The organism is Echinicola shivajiensis (genome assembly GCF_018642165.1).
GTDB classification, from domain to species: domain Bacteria; phylum Bacteroidota; class Bacteroidia; order Cytophagales; family Cyclobacteriaceae; genus Echinicola; species Echinicola shivajiensis.
This window is the reverse complement of the sequence record NZ_JAHHZM010000008.1, coordinates 23673-48666: the sequence shown is the minus strand read 5'-3', so window position 1 is coordinate 48666 and position 24994 is coordinate 23673. Positions and strand designations below refer to the sequence as shown.

The following is a 24994-nucleotide window of genomic DNA, read 5'->3' as shown; positions in this document are numbered from 1 at the left end:
GCAAAATAGTAAACTAAGCTTACCATATTATTTTACCAATTCCCAGTAGTTATAAATCTGTACCAAATAAAAAAGGGTAAATATGGAAAAGGAAAACCTGAATGAGAGCATTAGTCTGGCAGTTGAAATTACGATTAGGATTATTTTCCTGCTATTGCTTCTAGCTTGGCTACTGCAAATATTATCTCCATTTTTCGATGTAATTTTGTGGGGAATCATATTAGCATTAGCCTTATTTCCGGCATTCAAAAGTTTAAACGGTAAAATTGGAAACAAACCCAGTCGAACAGCCTTTTTTATAGTTTTGATTGGGGTTCTAATAATAATTATACCTTCCTATTTTTTCTTTGATGCGACTGTTCATGGAGTCAAGGAACTAAGTGAGGAACTTAAAAGCGGAAGTCTTACTATTCCCCCTCCAAGAGAGGATATAGCCGATTGGCCTTTGATTGGGGCTGACCTGTATCAGTTATGGACCCAGGCTTCCCAGGACTTAGAAGCATTTATTTCAAAATATAATGAGGAAATCCATGAATATGGCAAGGTCATTTTTGAAGGTCTCAAAAGTTTTGGTGCTGGGATTTTTCAGATTTTTGTAGCTACCATTATCGCCGGATTTTTGCTTGCCAATCCCCAAAGTGAGAAATATGGCAAGATGTTTTTTAGAAAACTGGTTGGAAGCAGGGGCGATAAATTTGCGAATATCATAGCCAAAACGGTAACGAATGTGGTTAAAGGTGTACTTGGAGTGGCTATATTGCAAACCATTCTTATAGGTATTGGATTAGTATTGGCAGGAATTCCCTATGCGGGTGTTTGGACTCTTGTAGTACTTATTTTATCTATCCTACAGCTGCCCTCCCTTTTGGTGGTTATACCAGCGGTAATATGGTTGTTCTCGTCACTTAGCCCATTGGTGGCCGCACTTTGGTCACTGTATTTGTTTGCGGCGGGACTTTCGGATAATGTGTTAAAACCCATGCTTTTGGGCAAAGGGGCTACGGTGCCCATGATAGTAATATTTCTTGGAGTGATCGGGGGATTTGCTGTTAAGGGCTTTGTGGGGCTTTTTACAGGAGCAATAATTGTTTCATTGGGCTATACTTTGATTATGGAGTGGATTGAGGAAGATAATGATTCACTTGAAAGTGACGAAAGCCAAGTTCCCAAGAGTGGAGCTTCCTAAAATGTCTAGGTTTTGAGTTCAATCTAGAAATCATTTATTATTTACTGTTGTAAAGATTGGTGTTGTGAAAATGTGTAAACTGAAAATAGACCTTTTATCTAAGTTGAGACTTGGAATATAATGGTTTTATATAGGTTGTTTTGTGGTTTAACTATCTGTATATCAGTATTATTTGGTGCTTGATTGATGGGGTGTCTCAGAAATGGAGGAGAGTACTTTAGATTTAAGAAAAATATTGGAAGTTATTTGTTGGAAAAAGCCTGAATATGTCGAATAAGCATTGGGCAAATTTTATTTCCGGTAAGATCAGGATTGATGAAATTTTTTAAAAAGGATGATTTTTGTAAATTTGATTTAATATATTGAATGTTCAATCAATATATTAGAGTTCAATCTGACTCCTAAAGTTTGTAACATGTTTTTGGCTGATAAAGATTTGGCCAAATATGTTATGATATCTTAAAACAATAGTTGTTAACTATTCCAAGTAAAAAATGAATATAGATTCAAGGCAGCTCTTTTATAATGGAGAGCGTCAGCACTCTACGTCCGAAAAGTATTTAGCCAATATTAATCCTTCTAATGCTCAGTTAATTTCAGAAGTTGGACAAGCCTCTGCTGCTGATGTAGAAAAGGCCGTAATCTCTGCGCAAAGAGGTTTCGAGGTATGGTCAAAAATGACAGGGACGGAGAGGGGCCGTGTTTTGAAGAAAGCGGCAGATATACTTCGTGAACGCAATGAAGAATTGGCGAAGATAGAGGTGATGGATACGGGCAAACCCCTTTCAGAAGCTATTTCAGTAGATATAATTTCGGGGGCTGATGCTATTGAATACTATGCTGGATTGGCACCAACAATCAAAGGGGATTACCATGATCTGGGTGGATCCTTTGCATATACGCGTCGTGAACCACTGGGAGTAGTTGCAGGAATTGGTGCATGGAATTACCCTATTCAGATTGCCTGTTGGAAATCAGGGCCGGCTTTAGCTTGTGGAAATGCCATGATTTTTAAGCCTGCTGAACTTACACCCCTTTCGGCGGTTTTTTTGGCGGAGGTATATAAGGAAGCAGGACTTCCAGATGGGGTTTTCAATATAGTGCAGGGAGATGCAGAGGTAGGAAAGATGCTCACTGCGCATCCGGCTATTAAAAAAGTATCCCTTACAGGTGAAGTAGGTACAGGTAAAAAAGTAATGGCTGCAGCAGCGGAAACATTAAAGCATGTGACTTTGGAACTTGGGGGAAAATCACCATTGATCATTTGCGAAGATGCTGATCTTGATGAAGCAGTACAGGGTGCAATGATTGCCAATTTTTATACCCAAGGGGAAATTTGTTCCAATGGCACTCGAGTATATGTGGAGGAATCCGTTAAGGAAGTGTTTTTGGAAAAATTGATTGAAAAGACCAAGAAATTGATCACCGGGGATCCTATGGACATGAGAACTCATATAGGAGCATTGATCAGTCAGGAACATATGGAAAAGGTGCTGGGATATATTGATCAAGGCAAAAAAGAAGCAAACCTGATGTATGGAGGAAATAGGTTCCAAAATCATCATAATGTTCAGTTGAACCAGGGGTATTTTATTGAGCCGACTATTTTCTATACTGAAAATGAGGAGGCCATAATTGCGAAAGAGGAGATTTTCGGTCCAGTAATGACCGTATTGCCGTTTAAAACAGAGGAGGAGGTGATTCGAAAAGCGAATGATACCATTTATGGTTTGGCAGCAGGAATTTTCACCAGGGACCTACAAAGAGCCCACCGCATGGTTGATCATTTGGAAGCAGGGATGTGTTGGATAAATAATTACAATATCACTCCAGTGGAAATTCCATTTGGACCTTACAAACAGTCTGGGTTTGGAAAAGAAAACGGATTGGCAACTATAGAAGCTTATACTCAACTTAAGACAGTGTATGTAGAAATGGACAAAATTGATTCACCTTACCGATAAAGAAAGAAGAGAAATGCAGTATGATTACGTTATTGTGGGGGGAGGAAGTGCTGGCCTGGTATTGGCCAACCGTCTGAGTGCTGATCCAAACAATCAGGTTTTAGTGCTTGAAGCTGGACGCCCAGATTATAAATTAGATTTTAGAATTCACATGCCAGCGGCATTGAGCTATTTGTTGACTGGGACTTTTTATAACTGGGCTTACTCTTCAGATGAGGAACCCCATATGAAGAATAGACGAATTGCCCAGCCTCGCGGGAAATTGCTAGGAGGATCCAGTAGCATCAATGGGATGATTTGGATCCGAGGAAACAAGTTGGATTTTGAAAAGTGGTCCAAGGAAAAAGGCTTGGAAGATTGGGATTACGCCCACTGTTTGCCCTATTTTAAAAGATTGGAGCACCGGTTGATCGGTCCTGATAAATACCATGGTAACAAAGGGCCTCTGAAGCTAACTACACCTGAGAATAAAAATCCTTTATTTAAAGCTTTTTTTGAATCAGTTAAGGAGGCTGGATATCCACTCACCGATGACGTAAATGGTGCGCATCAAGAAGGTTTTGGTAAGTTTGATCAATCCATCTATCGTTCTCGCAGAATGAGCACCTCTCGAGCATATCTTAAGCCTATAAAGGATAGGCAGAATTTGACCGTACTTACACAAGCTATGGCCCATCGTATTTTGTTCAAAGGAAAAAAGGCCATAGGTGTTGAGTTCAAGCATAAAGGTGAGGTGCAGCAAGTATTCGGTAATGAGATTATCAGTTGCGGCGGAGCTATTAATTCGCCCACATTGCTACAGCTTTCAGGAATAGGTAATGCTGATGAATTAAGGCAGCTAGGCATAGAACCTGTTCATCATTTGCCAGGTGTCGGGGAGAATTTGCAAGACCATTTGGAGGTTTACATTCAGTGGAAATGTAAAAAGCCGATCAGTGAATATCCTTCGCTTAGTCCTTGGCGTGCGCCATTGATTGGTTTTAACTGGCTTTTCCGCCGGAAAGGAGCAGGTGCTACTAATCATTTTGAGGCCGGAGGATTTATCAAGAGCCATGATGATAAAGAATATCCGAACCTACAATATCATTTCTTACCCCTGGCGATCCGTTATGACGGAAGTACTCCAGTGAAAGGGCATGGGTTCCAGTTACATGTGGGGCCGATGAATTCCGATGTTCGAGGTCACGTGAAAATAAAATCTGCTGACCCTTATGAGCATCCAAGTATCTTTTTTAACTATCTTTCTACTGAGGATGAAAGAAGGAATTGGGTGGCGGCAATTCACAAAACCCGGGAACTCATTGAAACCAAAGCTATGGAGGATATCAGGGGCGAAGAATTGTCTCCGGGCAAGGATGTGCAAACAGATGAAGAGATTCTTGACTGGGTAGCTCGTGAGGGCGAAAGTGCCTATCACCCAAGTTGTACTTGTAAAATGGGCTATGATGAAATGGCTGTAGTGGACAGCGAATTAAGAGTTCATGGGGTAGAGAACCTGAGGGTTGTTGACGCCTCAGTGATGCCATTTATCACCAATGGGAATATATATGCCCCTACATTGATGATTGCAGAAAAAGCAGCAGATATGATTTTGGGAAATAGCCCGCTTGACCCTGAAGATGTTTGATAAGCTTGTCATACCGGATCCCAAATAAGGATCTGGTATGATTGTTTTTAAAGTTCAATAGTTGACATTGTTCAGCTATTCCCCTCTATAACGGAATTCCCCAGAAGCCAACTCCATTAAAAAGGACTGTCCCAATTTTAATGTTTCGTCACCACAAGGTAGGTGGTTCGCAAATTATTGTCTTATGCAAAGAAATCAGCAAGTAATGATTGCTCAATTGATAAAAAATCTGCTTCCAACACTGATTTTGATTGTTTCGCTAAGTTTGGCGGGGCTATTTCTACATTATTACCAGGATAGCAATATTTATTGGCCAGGATATATTTCCATGGTGCTGTTTTATGGGCTCATTTTTTTTATGGGCACTTATGCGGCTAATTTAAAAAAGGAGAATTCAGTTACTGATGTAATGTTGGCAGGCCGTAAGATTCCGCTGTGGGTAGCGATCTTTACGATGAGTGCTACTTGGGTAGGTGGTGGATATATCAATGGGGCAGCAGAAAGTACTTATGATGCTTCCTTTGGTTTGATTTGGGTGCAGGCTCCTTGGGGATATAGCCTTAGTCTTATCATTGGGGGATTGTTCTTTGCGCGCAGAATGCGACATTTTGAATTTCAAACCATGATAGATCCTTTGGCTCAGCGTTTTGGAACACGGATGTCGGCAGTACTTTTCTTACCAGCATTATTGGGAGAGGTCTTTTGGACCGCAGCTATTTTGACTGCATTGGGAGCTACTTTTGCCACTATTTTGGGGCTTGACATACAGACGGCTATTATTCTTTCCGCCTTTATTGCAATAGCATATACTGCAATCGGGGGCTTATGGGCTGTTGCGTTGACGGACGTGGTACAATTGGTCTTTTTGCTTGTAGGCCTGGTGATTATTGTTCCTTTTGGACTGAAGGAAGTAGGTGGATGGGACTATGCTTGGGGAGTTTATCGCGAGAAGATGGGGAACCTGGCCACTTTTATTCCTTCAAAAGAAAATCTGGGTGACTACTACCTTAACTGGTGGGACAATATGCTGCTGTTGGTTTTTGGAGGGATTCCTTGGCAGGTGTACTTTCAGCGTGTTCTTTCATCAAAAAACACCAAAACAGCTGTTAGGCTATCAGTAATTGCCGGCTTTGTCTGTATGTTGTCGGCTATTCCTGCTATTATAATCGGCATCATCGGAGTGGCTGTTCCATCTTGGGAGGCTTTGGGTGCCCAGGGACCTCCAGAGGATGCTTCTTTGATTTTACCATATGTAGTTCGCTATCTTACTCCAGGAATGTTGGCTACTGTGGGCTTAGGAGCCATTGCCGCAGCAGTGATGTCTTCGGTTGATTCATCGATACTTTCGGCTTCATCTATGGCCAGCTGGAATATTTTCAGGCCCTTGGTAAATCCGAAAATTAGTAATAAGGATCTCATGAAAGTGATCAAACGCAGTATTTGGATTATTGGGATAACAGCAACCTTGTTAGCCTTGAAAATACAAAGTGTTTATGCTCTTTGGTTCTTGTGTAGTGACCTGGTGTATACCCTCCTCTTCCCTCAATTACTGACCGCTTTGTACTATAAAAAGGCCAATGCAATAGGATCATTGACAGGTTTTATCGTAGCATTTATTCTTCGAATGGGAGGTGGTGACCCAACACTGGGGATTCCAATAATAATCGACTATCCGATGATTAAGGATGGAATGGTGTTGTTTCCATACCGTACGGTGGCTATGTTGGCAGGCTTGGTGACCATTATACTTGTTTCACGAATGACGGGAAAGTACGACCCACCCAAATCACTTAGGATTGAGAAGCATTCCTGATAAGAAAAGATAATAATTTTGAACTTCTTCTGAATATTCTGGGCCTTTAGTTATACTGGTTCCGCATTTTGGTGTGTTTGCAGTTATTGAATTTGTCCAAACGGCCTAATTCAATTAGTTTTGTCAGATTGATACCAAGAAGATTTTGGGGAATGCCTAACTCAAGGGAGTCCCTTGCTAATTAGGTGTACTCCTGAGCATCTTAAGAATCTTTAATGGTTAAAAGAAATATTCTTCAATTTTAGCAAGAAATTATAATTAATAAATTACCGGAAATGAAAAGGATAAAATTAATATTGATTTTACTCTTAGCAGCTTTTATTGGTGGGCCAGCTTTTTCTCAAGAGGCGAAGGTTTCTTGGGAGGACATGAGAGAGGAATATCAGTTTCCAGCTTGGTACACTGAAGCCCGCTTTGGTATTTGGGTCCATTGGGGAGCTCAGACAGAACCCATGCAGGGCGGCGGCTGGTATGCTCGTCATATGTACCAACAGGATGTTGGGCGTCAAAAATGGGGGAAAAACGCCTATGCATACCATAACAAAACATATGGTCATCCTTCAATAATTGGTTATAAGGATGTATTAAATGAATGGAAGGCAGAGAATTTGGATACTGATGCCTTAGTAAAATATTTTAAACAACTTGGTGCAAAATATTTTGTCGCTTTGGCGAACCACCATGACCATTTTGATAACTTTAATTCCACTTACCATCCATGGAATTCAGTAAATATGGGGCCAAAAAGGGACATTATTAAAGAGTTTGAACTTTCCTGTGCCAAATATGATATGCCCTATGGTGTTAGCTCCCATGATGACAGGTTTCTTTCATGGTGGCTTCCTGCTTTTGGAGCGGATACTTCAGGAGTCTATAAAGATGTTCCTTATGATGGTTATATGACCGTTGAAGATGGAGAAGGAAAATGGTGGGAAGGATTAAATCCTGCAGATTTGTATGGATTGCCACCTGAAAAAAGAACACCTGAATATATCGAAGAGGTGAAAAGAAATTGGGCTTTGAGGCATACAGAACTAGTGACCAAATATGATATTGATATGCTTTGGTTTGATGGTTATGGCTTTCCCTACGATGAATATGGAAAGCAGGTCTGCGAAGCATTTTTCAATCACAAATTGGAAAAAAATGGGGAGGTTGATGCAGTGATTGCTGGAAAAATCAGTGAAGAGCCTCTTTTGGTGAAGGATATTGAGCGTGGAGGAGCCGATGAAATATTGCCTTATCCATGGCAAGGAATTACTACATTGCGTACCTGGTTCTACAAGGAGGATCCTGAAAATTTAGCATACAAGCAGAATGCCCGAACCATTATTGAGCTTTTGGCAGATTATATGAGTAAAAATGGGAATCTATTGTTGAACGTTGAGCTCAAAGGGGATGGGACAATTCCTGCAGAACAAAAGGTGATGCTTGATGATATTGGAGCTTGGGTTAACCTTAACAGTGAAGCTATCTATGCGACAAAGCCTTGGGTGATCTATGGAGATAATTTGGATTCATACCTTAGATCAGATGACTCTGGAGTAACCGAAACGGATATTCAGGCCTTGAAAGAACAGCAGAAGTCTGGGCATTTTAATGAAAGAACTATTGAGAGCCCTGAATATGGTCATGATGAAGTGAGATTTGTGACCAAAGGGGATGTTTTGTATGTAATTGTGCTAAACCCCAAGGCAGGAGATATCGAGCTTTCATCATTGGGTAGGAATTCTAAGCAAAAAGTAGGTAAGATTACTTCTGTCGAAATGATTGGAAGCAATGATCAGATTGGTTTTAATCAAATGGCAGAAAAGCTTGTTCTTTCTGTTCCATCAGAAAGGCCAAATAATTTTGCTGCGGTATTTAAAATAAAGGGTGTTTTATAATTTTTTAAGAGGTCATAAAGTGATTTACAAAAGGAGCTTTGATGCTATTTGAAGGTGGTGGAATAAGTGAAGCCTAAAAGCAAGCCCAAATATAGGATGCCAAAATGAAACACTTTATCTGGGCTTGCTTTAGGGGCTTGGTAATTGATTGTATGCCAAATTATTGATCTTTATTTTATACCAGTTCCAATCGCCATTTGGTAGACTCCAGTTAACCTCACAGGCTGTGGGGATTTTTATTCCGTTAATTATTCCCGTTTGGGTAGCAATTACCGTCCATTCAGTTGGAGCTCCATCATCATTTTCCTTAAAGCGCAGACAGGTGAATTTTTTAAAGTTTCCCTCTTCGTCAAAATGGAAAATTCCACTTCCCTTTGTGTTATTAAAACTCATGTTGGCTTTAGCGGTATTTTGGTCAATTGCCTCCCAGGAAATATAGGGCTGTATTGCGGCAGATGGGAACCAAACTAATTCCGCTAAAAATCTTTGCATACTCGCTTGATTTAACTTTTCCCCTCCTTTTTCCTGTACTAATGGAAGAAATGAAAATAGTTTTATGCTCATTTCTCCCTTGCCTTTTTCAAATTTGTCCCTGCCTCTAAGGGGGATTATTTTATTTATTTTCATGTTTACTGACCAAATGAATGTTGGGGGATTGATGGTATAATATTGTTGCGCTTTCGCAGGTATCCAGTTTTTTTGACCAGGTTTTAATAGTAACTGTGCTTCCTGTTCTAAATACACGTCTTTTGGCATGGGCTGACCAATGATGCCAGACTTGCTTAGCCACTTTTGAACAGGTTCAGGTAAGTCTTGGATCATTTGCTCTGTTATTATTTCCTCTTCAGAAGTGTTGAAAACCGAGCTCATTTGACTGACTTCCTTTTTTACCATTTGTCGAAAATTGAACTCTAAATAGGATAGAAGACAAAGGATAAGAATTATCAAGTTGAGGATGGAACCATATTGGGCGTCTTTCCAGAAGATAAAAATCAAAAACTGTGATAGGATAATCGAGATTATACCCATTAGCCACCAGGATTCTTTTTTGTTTAAAAATAAGAACAACGTGCTTGAGAAAAGTACAAAAGCCACGAGCCAAATTATACCAAAAGGTTTGGAGATTTTTTGGCTCAGTCCTGATGGATTGGCCAGCCCAAATGCCTTCATAAACCCAAGCAAATGGATGGTCCCATGGAGCGCTAATATGATCATAAAAACCCATCTCATATTTCTAATGATATAATAAAAAGTTATAAACCATGTTCTTGGGATTGTACCTAGATCCTGTTTGCTCTATTGATTATGGGGTCAATAGAAGTACATCTACTTTTAAGTTGATTATTTGAAAGCAATTTATGGTTTCTTTAATTTACTGTCTTTTAAAATTTAAAACCATAACAACAGTCAGCTTTCTGCAGTGATTTTAAACAAAATATATCCCTGATAAGCGGGGGATTTAACGGTCAGTTCAAAAAAAGTATCTGTAAAAAAATCCTGTCCATAATTGGGTGTGTAAAGTCTTATTTATACTTTACGGTAGTTTGTTAACGATAATTGTATTATTTTATGCTTAGTTAAAATTGATTTAAGATGGATATGGCTGCTTCTTATTTTGCTAGGTTTTTTTCTGTTTTCTTAATTTTAATATTGTTTAGTATGGCCCTTAAGCCTACACAAGTCATAGCCCAAGAGAAGGACAGCGTAGAACTCGAGAAGAAATACCCCTATATATTGCCCTTTTTAGGAGATAAGGCTTATGAGAGAGGCTATAAACTGCCATTGCCTTTTGGACTGAATGTTGGTACTATATTTAATAGGCAGGGTCTTGTATTGGAGAATTTTGAAATGACCATAGCCGATCCCAATGCTCCTGAATCCGATTTGACCTATAGGGATTTGACAGGGATTCTTGACTTTGGGCCATCCGAAGGCAGGATCAATACCTTGAATTTTCGGGGTGATGCTTGGTTATTGCCTTTTTTTGCAGTTGGAGGCTATTATGGCAGGGTTTGGGGAGAGCAGACCATTAGTTTTAGTGTTGTTGGGAGTGATTATTTTAAGAGCACCACTGATATTGTGGGCCAATATTATGGCTTGAGTTTACTGGGCTTGGCTCCCTTGGGGCCAGTTGTCCTAAGTATGGATTATTCTTGGTCTTGGACAACAAATAAAAACTTGGATAGGCCCGTTTTGGTCAAGGTGAGTGGAATAAGGTTGATCAGAAGAATTTTAACTCAAAAGGAGGACAGGTATTTTGCTGTATGGGGAGGCGCTCAATTTCAAAATTTGGATAGTCGAACTTCTGGAAATATAGGGTTTGACGAAGCGTTGGGTATAAGTGAAGAGGATAAACAGCGATTGGATGATCATTGGGAGAAGTATACCAATAATGAAGTTCCTAATGGAAATGGTGAGTATTGGGATGATTTGACCCTTGCCCAGCGCTTGGCTCAACAGACAGCTTATGAACTGGTAAGGGGAGTAGCAGATGATAATGTATATTACAAATTTGATAAGAGGCTGGAACACGAATACAGTATGCTACTAGGTGTTAACTATCAGCATAATGAAAAATGGCAGTTTAAAACCGAGTATAGCTTTTTGAAAACCAAACAGCAATTAATGTTAATGGCAACATATAGATTTGGCCTTTGAAAGTCCAATTAAGTTGCTTAACAAAGAACAGACTTTTTACCATCCATTTATTGAATGCTGGTGTTGATGATTAACTGGTGGTAGAAACGGATGGAGTTTTCGAAATCACTCACAGGGATTCTCTCATTCAGTCCGTGAAAAGACTTAATATTTCCCTTATTTAACTTAATGGCAGAGAACCTGTAAATATTTTCTGATATTTCATTGAAATGCCTTGAGTCGGTACCTCCTACCACTAAATAAGGGCTTACTAATGTGGATGGGAAAATTTGGGAGATCGTTTTTTGGATTTCCTTATAACCAAATGAATCAGTGCTGGAAATTTTAGAAGGTTCTGAAATAAATTCGCTGCTTTTGATTGCAATTCGTTCATCATCGGTCACTTTCCTCACTCTAGCAATTACCGTCTCAATGGTTTCACCGGGCAGAATTCTAAAATTAATCGTGGTCCTTGCTGATTGAGGGATAATATTTTCTTTAACGCCACTGTTGAAGATTGTCGGAGACATGGTGGTCCTTACAAGGGCATTGCCGGAGGCGGACTCTTCATAGATTCGAATTATGATAGACTCGAATATGGGCTTGTTGGCAAAGACCATCTTATTGAAAAAAGGCATTTCTGGCCCTAAATTTTTAATAAAGCCTTCAATGGGTAAGGAGATAGATGCAGGAAATGGGTCTTTTTTTAATTTTACGATTGCGTTGGAGAGAATATCAATGGCCGTTTCTTTTTCTGGCATGGATGAATGCCCGCCTTCCACTTTTACAGATAACTCCAATGAGACAAAACCTTTTTCAGCAATACCGATCAATGCTACATCACCTTTAATTCCTGGGACCATATTCTGAACAATACTCCCTCCCTCATCAAGGACAAACTCTGCTTCGACATTTTCTTCTTTCAAGTAATCAGCAATGGCCATGGCACCCTTTTGGCCTCCTATTTCCTCATCATGCCCAAAGGCCAAATAAATACTTCGCTGAGGCTGAAAGTCTGATTTTAATAAATATTCAGTAGCTTCCAAGATGCCTATTACACCTACTTTGTCATCAATGGTACCACGTCCCCAAATCGTATCATTCACAATTTTCCCTCCAAAGGGGGCTTCTTTCCAGTCAGGTATGTTTTCAGGAATTACTGGAACCACATCCAAGTGGCCCATAAGGATAATAGGTTTTAATTCTGGGTCTCTTCCCTGCCATTTGTAAAGGAAGCTGTATTTGTTGAAGATTTTTTTTTCCAGAAGGGAATCGGTCAGGGGATAGCTTGATGCTAAAAACTCAGCAAATTGCCGAAACTGCAGCGAGTCAAAATCTAATTCATTCTCAGGGGAAATGGTTTTTATTTGAATAGCCTTTGAAAAGTTTTCAATTGATGAGGGATTGATTCCCATTTTTTCAACAGGACTAATGGTAACCTGTGTGGACTTAAAAGTAAAGGTATTAAAAAGGATATAAGCCAGTACAATGAATAAAGCTGTCAATAAAATGAAGAAGATTTTTTTCTGTAGTTTCATTTGTTGCAAGTTTGGAGTTTGTATTTGCTTTTATTCTCAACCTATTAATTTTTTCTGTTCTTAATCTAAATGTTTTTAGTGGGAAATGATCTCGGTGCGATGGAAATAAGATCTACAATTATTAGTTGTCTAAATCAAAGAGTACTCCTAAATGTGATTTAGCACCGGCTAAACAGTAATTGAAGACCTTAAAAATTATTTATGAACGAGTAGTATACTTATTAAATATAAGAAAAATGGATTATCCAAAAATGGGAAGCTTTTCAAAAAATGCTCTAGAAACGACTGCTGATAACATTAGCGTTCCCAAAATCACGGTCATTATAACCAACACAATCTCTAATGCCAAGAATCTCGAAAAGGGATTTTGGTGTTGATTATTTTCAGTTTTAGGAAGGAAAGCGCTAGTGGCCATTTTCTCGAAGCTATTCTTTCTCAATAGGAAGTAAATCCCAGTAGCTGAAAAAATAAGACCTACAATGATATTGATGAAAATGCCTGCAGTACCGTTTAGGATGCTCCCAATGGTGATTAGCCCCAATAACATCCAAATGAAAACGGTAAGGTTAGATGTCCATCGAAGAAGTTTTAATCTATTCATGGTGCTGTTGGGATTGATTTTATTCTGTAAACAATTCAATTGTATAGTCTAATAATTCCTGACTTCCTGGTTGACCGTGTCCTGGGATAATTGTTTCAGCATGCTTAAATTTTTGTTTTAATTCCACTACAGTTTGGGGCCAAGCTTTGATATTGGCGTCTTCGAGATTCCCTTTTCCCGCGCCTAATTCCTTGATCAAGCAACCACCAAACAAAACATTTTCATAAGGAAAATAACTGATGATATTGTCCTTACTATGACCTTCCCCAATAAATTCATTGATCAATTCTTTTTCACCTACTTTTAGTTTTAGGATTTGCTCAAAGCCATTTTGTGGCAAAACTTTATTTTTGGATTGTGAGAGTTCAATTGTTCTAAAACTGGCATAGGAAGGGATGTTTTGTCGGTGGAATTCCCCCAAACCACCGATGCAGTCTATATGATAATGAGTGGCAACAAGCCCTATAGGCTTACATTTGAGATTGGTTTTTATCCATTCGATCAATTCCTTGGAAGCAGCTTCATCAACTGGAGTATCTACGACCAAAGCTTCTCCTTGATCGATTACAATCAAACCATTGCAAGCAACTTTTCCAAAATCGGAAGTTTCCAGATAAGAAATATGTAAAAAGCTGTTGGGGCTAAGCTGTTTGATGCTCAGCAATTCACTTTCATAGAAAAGGTTTGATTTTTTAGAATTACAGGCAATTGCAGCCAGCAAAAGTGATAAGGTCAAATAGAAATTAATTTTCATCAATAGAGAGAGTTGGTCTGATAATTTGGAAAATAGATAGGAAAGTATTCGTTGGCACTTTTGCGTCTTGAATATAAATATCCAAAAACCAGGCCTTTTTTAATAATTAATTATATAAAATGATCGTTGATTTGTGAGGTTCCAGTTTTTGCTTTTGCCTACATTATTGATCAACTTTGTGCATCCCCAAAGAAGCGTATTTATGCCCCGATATTTTGTGATATATAAGCCATTTGGCATTTTGAGTCAGTTTAGTGGTGAAGAGGATACCCTAAAGTCTGTTGCTGATTTTCCTAAGGAAGTTTATCCTGTGGGAAGATTGGATAAGGACAGCGAGGGATTGCTATTGATTACTGATGATAAAGCCCTAAATCATTATTTGCTCAATCCCCAGTTTGGTCATAAACGATGCTATGTGGCACAGGTGGAAGGTGTCCCAGAAGAGGAGAATATCCAACAACTGGAAAAAGGTGTGGATATTAAAGTGGAGGGGAAGGTATACCATACCAAGCCAGCAAAGGCTGAATTGAAAATTAATGCCCCCGAATTACCCGAAAGGGATCCGCCCATTCGTTATCGTAAGAGCGTACCAGATTCGTGGTTGGCATTGACCTTGATTGAAGGTAAGAACAGGCAGGTAAGAAAGATGACGGCAGCAGTAGGGCATCCCACCCTTAGACTGGTGAGGTGGTCCATGGAAAATTTGGATATAAAGGGCTTTGAAGTGGGAGAAGTTAGGGAGTTTGAACAAACTGAAATTTACAGGCTTTTGAGGGTGAACCAAGGTAAATTGGTAGCAAAGTCCAATAAGCCTTTTCATAAAAGTGGAAAGGGTGGCTTTAGGAAAAAGAGATAGTGGCAATTTAAGGGTATTTTCAGTCAATGTTAAATTGTGTTAAATGGCAATTTATTCTAATTTAGGCTTCTTATTTTAGCAGGCAGCAATTGCCCTGAGAACGAAACAGGAAAGAAAACATAAAAGATCACAATAATGCATCAGGAAAAGATTGAGCAAGTCATCAATGAAGTGAAGAAAGTGGTGGTAGGTCAGGAGCGAATGGTCAACAGGCTGTTGATCGGGCTTTTTACCAATGGACATATCTTGTTGGAAGGGGTGCCCGGATTGGCAAAGACCCTTACAGTGAATACCCTGGCCAAAGTATTGCATTTGGATTTTAATAGGATACAGTTTACCCCGGATTTGTTACCTTCGGATTTGATCGGTACGATGATCTATAACCAGCAAAATGGTGATTTTGAAGTAAAGAAGGGGCCGATCTTTTCCAATTTGATATTAGCGGATGAGGTGAACCGTTCTCCTGCTAAGGTCCAGTCCGCTTTGTTGGAGGCCATGCAGGAAAAACAGGTTACTATTGGAGAGAATACATTCCAGCTTGACAGGCCTTTCTTGGTACTGGCTACCCAAAACCCAGTAGACCAAGAAGGAACCTATCCACTTCCTGAAGCGCAGGTGGATAGATTTATGATGAAAGTCCATATTGACTATCCAGGTAAATCAGATGAATTGGAGGTGATGCGAAGAATGGCCAATATGGCTTATAAAGCTGATGTTCAGGCCATGCTTTCAAAAGACGATATTTTCGAGATCAGAAATAAGATCAATCAGGTTCAGGTATCAGAGCCGTTGGAGCACTATATTATTGAATTGGTATTTGCAACTAGGTTCCCAGAGCAGTATGGATTACATGATGAAGCCAAATATATTCAGTTTGGGGTTTCTCCAAGGGCCAGTATCAATTTGAACCTTGCAGCAAGGGCTGTAGCCTTTATGGATGGAAGGGATTATGTGCTTCCTGAAGACATCAAAGAGGTGGCTGAAGATGTGCTAAATCACCGTATTATCCTTAATTATGAGGCAGAAGCGGACAATGTAAACACCAGAGACCTCATTCAGATTATATTGGATAAGATACCAATTAATAAATCCGTAACATTGAAATAAGCCTATTTAAAGCTTATACAAAGCCTTTGAGAGATCAAAGGCTTTTTTTTATGCTTTTTGTTAATTCAATATTAATCCCGGTCGACTTTTTTAAAAAATACATAATTGGAAAAATTCTTTAGCCCCAGAAAATTGATCCAGATTTGTGGAACAAAACAAGCAAAAAACACAAATCAATTTCATACTTATGAAAAAGTTCAACTTACTATTTGCTGTACTATTGGGGTCAATGATTGCATTTACCTCTTGTAACAACGATGATGATCCTATAGTAGATCCTAATCCAGAAGATGAAAATGTTATTAGTGCTAATATCACACAAGACATGACATGGAAAACTGGAGAAGTGTATACACTAGCTGGTAGAATTGCTGTTGAAGCTGATGTTACCTTGACAATCGAGCCAGGTGTAATCATCAAAGGTCAAGCTGGTTCAGGATCGAATGCAACTGCTTTGATCATTGCCAGAGGCGCTAAATTAATGGCAGAAGGTACTGCTGATCAACCAATCATATTCACTTCTATTGCTGATGAAATTATGCCAGGGGAAGTAGCCAGTCCTAACCTTGATCCAAACTTGGATGGTCTTTGGGGCGGTGTGATCGTTCTTGGTAAAGCTCATGCTTCTCTTCCAGGCGATGTTACTGAAGCACAGATTGAAGGTATTCCACCATCCGATTCTAACGGTCTTTACGGTGGTTCTGAAGATGAAGATAATTCTGGTGTTTTGAAGTATATCTCTATCCGTCATGGTGGAGCCAATATCGGGGAAGGTAATGAAATCAACGGTCTTACCTTGGGCGCTGTTGGTTCAGGAACTACTATAGAAAATATCGAAATCGTATCTAATCAAGATGACGGTATCGAATGGTTCGGAGGAACAGTTTCTGTGAAGAATGTAGTTTTCTGGGGTGTGATGGATGATGCGGTAGATGCTGACCAAGCCTGGAATGGTACTTTGGATAACTTTATCATTGCTCAAACTGAAGATTCTGGAGATAACTGCTTTGAATTGGATGGTCCTGAAGGTTCTTATAAAGATGGTAACTACACGCTTACTAATGGAACTGTAATCGCAGGAGGTTCTGCTAAGTTGGTTGACAATGATGACAATACCAATGTAGATATGTCTAGTATTTACTTCACTGGAATTACTAATCAAGTATTTGACCAAATGCCAATTGTAGCTTCAGCTGTATCAAACCTACAAGTAACCCTTCCTGAAGGAATTACGATTGCTGATCTTTTCTTGGACGGTTCTGATGCTTATGTAACTGCAGTAGCTGAAGGTGAAAATACCGTAGGTGCTGATAAGTCTGTCTTTGCTGGATGGTCTTGGACTGCAGTGTCTGGAGCACTTGATGACTTGAAATAATAACACTTTCTAAATATTTCAGAAGGAGTCTTCAAGGACTCCTTCTACCCTTTACTTTTTCAACTTTAAAATCGTTAGCTGTAACTTAAAAATATAAAAATGAACAAGCTTATTGTGGCCATTGCCCTAGTGGTATTTGCTGCTCTTCCCACCCTTACCTTTGCTCAAGAAGGTACCCTAAGAGGAAATATTATAGATGAAGGTTTAGGAGAACCTTTAATTGGGGTTTCTGTTTTAGTAAAAGAAACACAAACCGGTGCTGTTACGGATCTGGACGGAACCTTTGAAATCAAATTGGCTCCAGGAACTTATACAATTGTTGCTTCATTTATTTCATTCAATAAATTAGAAATCAATGCAGTGGAAGTGAAACCTGGTGAGGTGACACTTTTATCTGACCTAAAAATGGGTGAGACCACTGAAGAACTAGAGTCTGTTGTAGTGACTGCTCAGGCTATCAGAACCACAGAAGCTGCTCTGATGACCGTTAAAAGAAATGCTGCCAATTTGATTGACGGTATTTCTGCATCTACCTTTAAGAAAATCGGAGACAGCGATGCTGCTTCAGCTATCAAAAGAGTTACCGGTGTTTCCATTGAAGGTGGCAAATACGTTTATATCCGAGGTCTAGGTGACCGTTATACCAAAACCGTACTAAATGGTGTGGACATCCCAGGTCTTGATCCCGATAGAAACTCTATTCAGATGGATATTTTCCCAACTAATGTAGTGGACAATATCATCGTTTCTAAGTCCTTTACCAGTAACCTTCCTGCAGATTTTACCGGAGGAGTTGTGGATATTGAAACCAAGGATTTTCCAGAAGAAAAGACATTTAAAGTAAGCGTAAGCGGTGGTTATAATCCATCCATGCACTTCAATAGTAACTATTTGGGTGTTAAGGGATCTTCTACAGATTTCTTGGGATTTGACAACGGTTACAGAGATATCCCAACTGGGGGTAGAACTGATATCCCTCAATATGCAGAAGTAGTAGGTAACCCTAATGGAACCAAAGGCCAGGAATACCAATCTATCCTAAGGGATTTTAATCCAACTATGGGTGGAGATCGCAAGACCAGCTTGATGGACATGAGTGTAGGTGTTTCCTTTGGTAACCAAGTAGCTTTAGGAGCCAATAAATTGGGATATAACCTTGCATTGACCTATACCAATGAAACTTCTTTCTTCCAAGGTACTGAATACAACCTTTATGGTAAGTCCAGCGATGGTAATCAGAATGAATTGGTAGGCCTTGAAAAGCAAAAAGGTGATTTTGGTGTAAATAATGTCCTATTGGGAGGATTAGCAGGTGTGGCTTATAAGACTGGACTTTCTAAGTTTAAGCTGAACTTGTTAAGACTTCAAAATGGTGAATCCAAGGTTGGTGAGTTTGATTTCGAGAGCAATAATGTAGGAACCACCTTCAATGCTGATCAGTACAATATAGAATACAGTGAAAGATCTTTGACCAATATCCTTTTGAGTGGTGAGCACAAATTGGGTCCAACTAATGATTGGTCAGTAAACTGGAAATTATCTCCCACAAGATCTGTGATCAATGATCCTGATGTACGTTTTGCAAGATTCAGATCAACCAATAACTCTATTTCTACTGAGGTAGGATTACCAGAAAGAATCTGGAGATCTTTGGAAGAGGACAATGCAGTAGGTAAAGTGGATATCACTAAAAACTTTACCTTCAATGATCAAATGGCCAAGTTGGGCTTTGGTACCAGCTATGCTTATAAGCAAAGGGATTTCTTGATCCAGAGTTTCCAGTTCCCTGTAGGTAATACCAACTTCAGCGGTGATCCAAACGAGATTTTCAATGAGGAGAATTTGTTCTCAGCTGATAATATCAATGGTGTAAGATATAGTCCATTATTTATCCCGAACAATCCTAATGAGTACAATGCCAGCGTCAATAATATTGGTGCATATGTAAATGCAGAAATTAATCCTGCTGAGAAATTGAAGGCAATTGTTGGATTGAGAATGGAAAAATATGATCAGTATTACACCGGTTCAAACCAGAACAATACCATCGTGTTTAACAACGAAAAGGTATTGGACGACTTGGATTTGTTCCCAACACTTAACTTGATCTATAGCCTTGTGGACAACCAAAACCTAAGGTTCTCTTATTCAAGAACGATTGCTAGACCATCTTTTAAGGAGCTTTCTTTTGCTGAAATCCTTGACCCGATTACCGGTAGAACCTTTATCGGAGGTTTGTTCCCAGAAACAACCAATGGTGGCCAGGATGTCCTTTGGGATGGTGACTTGCAGGCTACCAGAGTGAATAACTTTGATGCAAGATGGGAAGTGTTCCCTAAGCGTGGAGAGATTTTCTCTGCCAGTGCTTTCTACAAAATGTTTGCAGATCCTATTGAGATGGTTCAGTTCCTTTCTGATCCAGGAGCCTTCCAGCCAAGAAACGTTGGTGATGGTTCAGTAGCAGGTTTGGAATTGGAGTTGAGAAAATCTTTGGATATCATCACTCCAGCGGCGGAGAATTTCTTCTTCAATGCCAATGTGACTTTGGCCAAGTCCTCTATCCAGATGTCGGAATCTGAATTAAGATCCAGACAACTTTCAGCAAGAGAGGGAGAAGTGGTTTCTTCCACTAGGGATATGGCTGGTCAGGCACCATATATCATCAATACGGGTATAGCCTATGAAAGCTGGGAAAAAGGACTTGAGGCAGGTGTCTTCTATAATGTCCAAGGACCAACATTGACTTATATTGGATTTGGAAACAGAACGGATACTTACACTGTACCCTTCCACAGCTTGAACCTGAACGTCAACAAGACTTTTGGCGCTGATGAAAGATTCCAAACTGGTATTAAAGTAAGCAATTTGCTAAACCAGGAGAGAAAAGAAGTATTTAAATCTTACCAAGCGCAAGATCAAATATTCAGTAGGTTGCAGCCTGGCACTAAAATCAGTGTGAAACTGGCCTATTCATTCTAAGTAATTCTATACTAACTAGCCTTATTAACCTTATAAAAGCGTGGATAGCGATATCCACGCTTTTTTATTGTCATTCTTTAGTTTTTTTTATATTTGATAAGCCCTGAGTTTTTTGATGAAAAGTACAGTGTAATATTTTCCGGGGTGTTAGTATATTTTTATTTTTCACTAAAAACCAATCATTATGTTAAAGAGCTTAATCAAGCTACTTGGGCTAGTGTTATTTATTCCTTGGCTTAGCTATGCCCAAATAGACGCAAAAATCGCCCAATATCCTGATGTGTCCCAAAGCCAGATCACCTTCAGTTATGGAGGTGATATATGGGTTGTTCCTAAAACAGGTGGAATGGCCTATAGGCTCACGACTTCCCAAGGAGCGGAAGCATTTCCTAAATTTTCTCCAGATGGCAGTAAGGTGGCCTTTAGTGGAATATATAATGGAAATGTGGATGTTTATGTCATGCCTTCAAAAGGTGGCGTTCCTGAGCGACTTACCTACCATGGGATGAGTGATCGGGTGACAGATTGGTATCCTGATGGCAACCATTTGATATTTACCTCTTCCCGGGAGAGTGAAAAGCAGCGATTCAGCCAATTTTACAAAGTAGCTATTAAGGGAGGGCTGCCTGAAAAAATGCCCATTCCCTATGGGGAGTTTGGTATGGTTTCACCTGATGGGCAGCAAATGGCCTTCACTCCTAAGAGCCGGGCATTCAGAACTTGGAAGCGCTATAAGGGAGGAATGGCTACTGATATATTCATTTTTAATATAGAAAGTCATGCTTCAGAAAATATCAGTAACAGTATCTACAATGATGAATTTCCTATGTGGACAAAGGAAAAAATTTATTTCCTTTCGGATCGTGGGGATTCACAGCGTAATAATATTTTCAGCTTTGATCTGACCAGTAAAACCATTGAGCAAGTGACTTACTTTACAGATTTCGATGTCATGTTTCCTAGCATTGGTCCGGAGGAAATTGTGTTTACTGCAGGTGGGAAGATCTATTTGTTGGATTTGTCAACAGGAGAATATCAAGAAGTGCCTATACAAGTGAGCACCGATGTAGCGACGTTGATGCCTAGAAAAGTTCAAGTAAAATCCTTCATCGAGAATGCCTGGCCATCGTATGATGGAAATCGAGCGATTTTTGAAGCTAGAGGTGAGCTTTTTTCTGTCCCCGCCAAAGATGGGCCCGTTATCAATCTTACACAGACTTCAGGAGTGGCTGAGCGATATCCTGCTTGGTCTCCAGACGGGAAATATTTGGCCTATTGGAGTGACCGGTCCGGCGAATATGAATTAGTGGTAAGAGATATGGAAGCTGCGAAGGAAGAAAAAGCACTTACATCTTATGGGGAAGGTTTCAGGTACCAGCTTTTTTGGTCCCCGGACAGTAAAAAGATAGCCTTTGTAGATAAGGCCATGGATATTTATTTCTATGACCGGGAAAGTGGAGAAACTACTCATGTAGATAAGCAGAAATTCCTGTACCAATATTCACTGGATAACTATACGGTATCTTGGTCCCCTGATAGTCGGTATTTGGCATTCGAGAAAAACCTGAATAATTCCCATAATGCCATTGCCCTTTTTGATACGGAGGAGATGAAGTTACATCAAATCACTTCAGGTTTTTATGATGACAGAAATCCTGTATTTGATCCTGAAGGGAAGTACCTTTATTTTTTTACCAGCAGGGATTTTGACCCTATTTACAGTGAATTTGAAGGGGCATGGGTTTATGCAAATGCCACTGAAATTGCAGCGATTCCTTTGGGCAAAGCTACCCGCTCTCCACTTGCCCCAAAGAATGACACCACAAGTATAAAGAAGGAGGAACCAACGGAAAAGAAGGATGAAAAGAAAGAAAAGAGCAAGGATGAGGAAAGTGAGGAGGATAAGATTTCCGTGGACATAGATTGGGAGGGCTTGGAACAGCGATTGGTTATTCTTCCTCCTGCAGCCGGAAATTTTAATCAATTGGCTGCAGCAAAAGGAAAAGTACTCTATATCAAGCACCCTTCCAATGGGGATGAATCCAAAAAAGCTGCTTTGGTTTACTATGATCTGGAAAAAAGGGAAGAAAAAACCATAATTGAAAATGTTGGTGTTTATCGTTTGGTAGCCAATGGAGAAAAAGCCCTGGTAGTTTCGAATGGTTCTTTTGGCATGATTGAAATTGGTGAAGGGAAAAAATTGGAGGATAAAATGCCAGTGGAAAAGATGGAGATGACCCTGGTGCCTAAAGAGGAGTGGCGGCAGCTGTTTCAGGAAGCGTGGAGGTTGGAGAGGGATTTTTTTTATGATCCCAATATGCATGGTGTGGACTGGGAGGCAATGCGTGAACAATACGCAAAATTGATAGATCATGCCATAACCAGAGATGATGTGAATTATATAATTGGGGAATTGATTGCAGAGATCAGTGCTTCGCATACGTATAAAGGAGGAGGAGATATCGAGAGTGTTTCAAGAAAATCTGTGGGGTATTTGGGCATCGACTGGGGAGTCAGGGATGATGCTTATTATGTGAAGAAAATCATACGTGGTGCCCCTTGGGATAATGAGGTTCGTTCGCCTTTGGATGAAGGTGGAGTTGATATCAAGGAAGGGGACTTTATCCTTGCAGTAAATGCTGTTCTAATTGACATGGAAAAAGATCCTTGGGCAGCATTTGAGGACCTGGCTGATGAGACTGTGGAGTTGACAGTAAATGATAAACCAAGTATGGATGGGGCCAGAAAAGTGATTGTAAAGACATTGAATGATGAAACCCGTTTAAGGAATCTAGCTTGGATAGAAGCGAATAGAAAAAGAGTGGATGAAGCCACAGACGGAAAGATCGGCTATATTTATGTGCCAAGTACGGGGTTGGATGGACAACAGGAATTGGCCAGAATGTTTTATGCACAGCATGATAAAGAAGGCTTGATCGTGGATGAGCGTTTCAATAATGGTGGACAGATTCCAGATCGCTTTATTGAGTTGTTGAACAGGAAGCCTTTGGCTTTTTGGGCAGTAAGAGATGGAGTCACATGGTCTTGGCCACAAGTGGCCAATTTTGGACCTAAGGTTATGTTGATAAATGGTTGGAGTGGATCTGGAGGAGATGCATTTCCTGACTATTTCAGAAAGGCAGGATTGGGGCCATTAATTGGTACCAGGACCTGGGGAGGTCTGATCGGAATAACGGGTGCGCCTTCATTAATTGATGGAGGAGGGGTTACCGTACCTACCTTTAGGATGTTTAATTCCAATGGAAAATGGTTTGAGGAAGGCCATGGAGTGGATCCGGACATAGAAGTCAAAGAAGATCCTACCTCTTTGTCAAATGGTGTGGATCCACAATTGGAAAAGGCCATTGAGGAAGTTTTGAAAATGCTTGGTAAAAATCCTCCAGTAGCACCTAAAGTGCCAGCATATGAAGTAAGATAGGTAGCTTATTGTATTTAAGGAAACCGTATTCATGCCATGACCTCAGGTCATGGCATGAATTTTTATCATCAAATTGATGGTGCTGTTAATTTTCATTAATTTAAATGAAGATTAAATTCAAGCAGCTTCTATGACTTTATTGATTCTTTATCTCTTTTTGGCCATTGGTATTTCATTTTTATGTTCAGCCCTTGAAGCCGCACTCTTAAGTATCACTCCATCTTATATTGCCACTCAGGAGCAAAGAGGAAAAAAATATGCCAAACAACTGAAACAGCTCAAGGAAAACATCAATCAACCTTTGGCTGCCATACTTTCCTTCAATACTATAGCGCATACCGTTGGTGCAGCGGGAGTTGGAGCCCAGGCGGTGGAAGTTTTTGGCCAGCAGTATTTCGGCTGGATTTCGGCAGGACTGACCCTTGCTATTTTGATTTTTTCGGAAATTATCCCAAAATCCATTGGAGCAAATTACTGGAAACAGCTGGCGCCATTTATTGGAGGGATTTTGAAACTGATGATCTTTGGACTATATCCACTGGTGAGGGCCTCGGAACTGCTTACCAGGGCTTTTAAGTCTGAAGAGCAGCAAACCATGAGCAGAGAGGAACTGTCGGCCATGGCCAGTATAGCCACCAAAGAAGGAGTCTTTCACGAGGGGGAATCCAAAATTATTCAAAACCTAATCCGCTTTAGATCGATTTTGGTGAGCAGTGTGATGACGCCAAGGACAGTAACAGTGGCGATGGAGGAAGATAAAACGGTCAAGGATTTTTATGCCATGCCAGATGCAAAACGATTTTCCCGTTTTCCAATTTATAATAATACCATTGATAATATTACAGGTTATATTCTAAAGCATGATGTACTCGCTGCTATGGCTGAGGATCAATTTTCCATGAAATTAAAAGAGCTAAGCAGGGAAATAGCACTGGTGTATGAACATTATCCTATTCCCCGTGTTTTGGAAATGATGTTGAATAAAAGAGAGCACATCGCATTGGTAGTGGATAAGTATGGAGGTATGTCTGGGATAGTTACTTTGGAGGACATATTAGAGACGCTTTTGGGGCTTGAAATTCAAGATGAAAGCGATGAGGAGAAGGACATGCAGGTGTTGGCAAGAAACAAATGGGAGGAGAGAGCAAAAAAAATGGGATTAATATTTAATCATCCTGGGGAGAATATTGATTAATAATAAGTAATATTTGTATATGTATTTAATATCAAGG

The 24994-nt window shown here is 39.9% G+C and carries 16 protein-coding genes; 12 read left to right on the top strand and 4 right to left on the bottom strand.

Features of this window, described 5'->3' with window-relative positions; all coding sequences use genetic code 11:
• Positions 1–82 precede the first annotated feature (82 nt).
• From KMW37_RS13885 to KMW37_RS13865, 5 genes are all read left to right on the top strand, one after another.
• Positions 83–1186, top strand: coding sequence for an AI-2E family transporter (locus KMW37_RS13885; RefSeq protein WP_215225245.1), 1104 nt, complete (start codon positions 83–85; stop codon positions 1184–1186).
• 494 nt (positions 1187–1680) lie between these two features.
• On the top strand, positions 1681–3150 hold the full coding sequence (gene betB / locus KMW37_RS13880) for a betaine-aldehyde dehydrogenase (protein WP_215225244.1): 1470 nt from the start codon (positions 1681–1683) through the stop codon (positions 3148–3150).
• Positions 3131–4777: a choline dehydrogenase gene (betA, locus tag KMW37_RS13875; protein ID WP_246581496.1), complete on the top strand. Its 1647-nt coding sequence runs from the start codon at positions 3131–3133 to the stop codon at positions 4775–4777. The genes betB and betA overlap by 20 nt, the downstream gene beginning before the upstream one ends.
• 184 nt (positions 4778–4961) lie before the next feature.
• Positions 4962–6590, top strand: a complete 1629-nt coding sequence (locus tag KMW37_RS13870) for a sodium:solute symporter family protein (protein WP_246581495.1) — start codon at positions 4962–4964, stop codon at positions 6588–6590.
• Positions 6591–6865: 275 nt separating this feature from the next.
• Positions 6866–8476: an alpha-L-fucosidase gene (locus KMW37_RS13865; RefSeq protein WP_215225243.1), complete on the top strand. Its 1611-nt coding sequence runs from the start codon at positions 6866–6868 to the stop codon at positions 8474–8476.
• A gap of 129 nt (positions 8477–8605) precedes the next feature.
• Here the strand turns inward: KMW37_RS13865 and KMW37_RS13860 are convergent, their stop codons facing one another.
• Positions 8606–9691: a DUF6544 family protein gene (locus KMW37_RS13860; protein WP_246581494.1), complete on the bottom strand. Its 1086-nt coding sequence runs from the start codon at positions 9689–9691 to the stop codon at positions 8606–8608.
• A 444-nt stretch (positions 9692–10135) separates the two neighbouring features.
• Between KMW37_RS13860 and KMW37_RS13855 the strand changes: the two genes are divergently transcribed.
• A complete protein-coding gene (locus tag KMW37_RS13855; protein ID WP_215225241.1) occupies positions 10136–11134 on the top strand; it encodes a hypothetical protein in 999 nt (332 codons plus the stop codon).
• A gap of 47 nt (positions 11135–11181) precedes the next feature.
• Here KMW37_RS13855 and KMW37_RS13850 read toward each other — a convergent pair whose 3' ends face one another.
• From KMW37_RS13850 to bla, 3 genes are all read right to left on the bottom strand, one after another.
• Positions 11182–12651 carry a M20 family peptidase gene (locus KMW37_RS13850; RefSeq protein ID WP_215225240.1) on the bottom strand — a complete coding sequence of 490 codons (1470 nt, stop codon included), beginning with the start codon at positions 12649–12651 and terminating at the stop codon, positions 11182–11184.
• A gap of 241 nt (positions 12652–12892) precedes the next feature.
• The gene (locus KMW37_RS13845) at positions 12893–13252 is read right to left on the bottom strand and encodes a hypothetical protein (protein WP_215225239.1); all 360 of its coding nucleotides are present in this window, start codon (positions 13250–13252) and stop codon (positions 12893–12895) included.
• Between the two features lie 19 nt (positions 13253–13271).
• Positions 13272–14006 carry a subclass B1 metallo-beta-lactamase gene (gene bla, locus KMW37_RS13840; protein WP_215225238.1) on the bottom strand — a complete coding sequence of 245 codons (735 nt, stop codon included), beginning with the start codon at positions 14004–14006 and terminating at the stop codon, positions 13272–13274.
• Positions 14007–14208: 202 nt separating this feature from the next.
• On the opposite strand from bla, the gene KMW37_RS13835 reads away from it, so the two are divergent.
• From KMW37_RS13835 to KMW37_RS13810, 6 genes are all read left to right on the top strand, one after another.
• Complete coding sequence (locus KMW37_RS13835) at positions 14209–14862, top strand: pseudouridine synthase (RefSeq protein ID WP_215225237.1); 654 nt, start codon at positions 14209–14211, stop codon at positions 14860–14862.
• A gap of 135 nt (positions 14863–14997) precedes the next feature.
• A complete protein-coding gene (locus KMW37_RS13830) occupies positions 14998–15969 on the top strand; it encodes an AAA family ATPase (RefSeq protein ID WP_215225236.1) in 972 nt (323 codons plus the stop codon).
• 187 nt (positions 15970–16156) lie between these two features.
• A complete protein-coding gene (locus KMW37_RS13825; RefSeq protein ID WP_215225235.1) occupies positions 16157–17344 on the top strand; it encodes a hypothetical protein in 1188 nt (395 codons plus the stop codon).
• 99 nt (positions 17345–17443) lie between these two features.
• Entirely contained in the window at positions 17444–20323 is a 2880-nt protein-coding gene (locus KMW37_RS13820) for a TonB-dependent receptor (RefSeq protein ID WP_215225234.1), read from the top strand.
• 184 nt (positions 20324–20507) lie between these two features.
• Complete coding sequence (locus KMW37_RS13815) at positions 20508–23762, top strand: S41 family peptidase (protein WP_215225233.1); 3255 nt, start codon at positions 20508–20510, stop codon at positions 23760–23762.
• A 130-nt stretch (positions 23763–23892) separates the two neighbouring features.
• The gene (locus KMW37_RS13810) at positions 23893–24957 is read left to right on the top strand and encodes a hemolysin family protein (RefSeq protein WP_215225232.1); all 1065 of its coding nucleotides are present in this window, start codon (positions 23893–23895) and stop codon (positions 24955–24957) included.
• Positions 24958–24994: the final 37 nt, after the last annotated feature.

Coding starts and splice junctions, on each gene's coding strand:
- KMW37_RS13885 (WP_215225245.1), top strand. CDS start 83: ATGGAAAAGGAAAACCTGAATGAGAGCATTAGTCTGGCAGTTGAAATT.
- KMW37_RS13820 (WP_215225234.1), top strand. CDS start 17,444: ATGAACAAGCTTATTGTGGCCATTGCCCTAGTGGTATTTGCTGCTCTT.
- KMW37_RS13870 (WP_246581495.1), top strand. CDS start 4,962: ATGCAAAGAAATCAGCAAGTAATGATTGCTCAATTGATAAAAAATCTG.
- KMW37_RS13810 (WP_215225232.1), top strand. CDS start 23,893: ATGACTTTATTGATTCTTTATCTCTTTTTGGCCATTGGTATTTCATTT.
- KMW37_RS13850 (WP_215225240.1), bottom strand. CDS start 12,651: ATGAAACTACAGAAAAAAATCTTCTTCATTTTATTGACAGCTTTATTC.
- KMW37_RS13865 (WP_215225243.1), top strand. CDS start 6,866: ATGAAAAGGATAAAATTAATATTGATTTTACTCTTAGCAGCTTTTATT.
- KMW37_RS13845 (WP_215225239.1), bottom strand. CDS start 13,252: ATGAATAGATTAAAACTTCTTCGATGGACATCTAACCTTACCGTTTTC.
- KMW37_RS13815 (WP_215225233.1), top strand. CDS start 20,508: ATGTTAAAGAGCTTAATCAAGCTACTTGGGCTAGTGTTATTTATTCCT.
- KMW37_RS13855 (WP_215225241.1), top strand. CDS start 10,136: ATGGCCCTTAAGCCTACACAAGTCATAGCCCAAGAGAAGGACAGCGTA.
- KMW37_RS13860 (WP_246581494.1), bottom strand. CDS start 9,691: ATGATCATATTAGCGCTCCATGGGACCATCCATTTGCTTGGGTTTATG.
- bla (WP_215225238.1), bottom strand. CDS start 14,006: ATGAAAATTAATTTCTATTTGACCTTATCACTTTTGCTGGCTGCAATT.
- KMW37_RS13830 (WP_215225236.1), top strand. CDS start 14,998: ATGCATCAGGAAAAGATTGAGCAAGTCATCAATGAAGTGAAGAAAGTG.
- KMW37_RS13835 (WP_215225237.1), top strand. CDS start 14,209: ATGCCCCGATATTTTGTGATATATAAGCCATTTGGCATTTTGAGTCAG.
- betB (WP_215225244.1), top strand. CDS start 1,681: ATGAATATAGATTCAAGGCAGCTCTTTTATAATGGAGAGCGTCAGCAC.
- KMW37_RS13825 (WP_215225235.1), top strand. CDS start 16,157: ATGAAAAAGTTCAACTTACTATTTGCTGTACTATTGGGGTCAATGATT.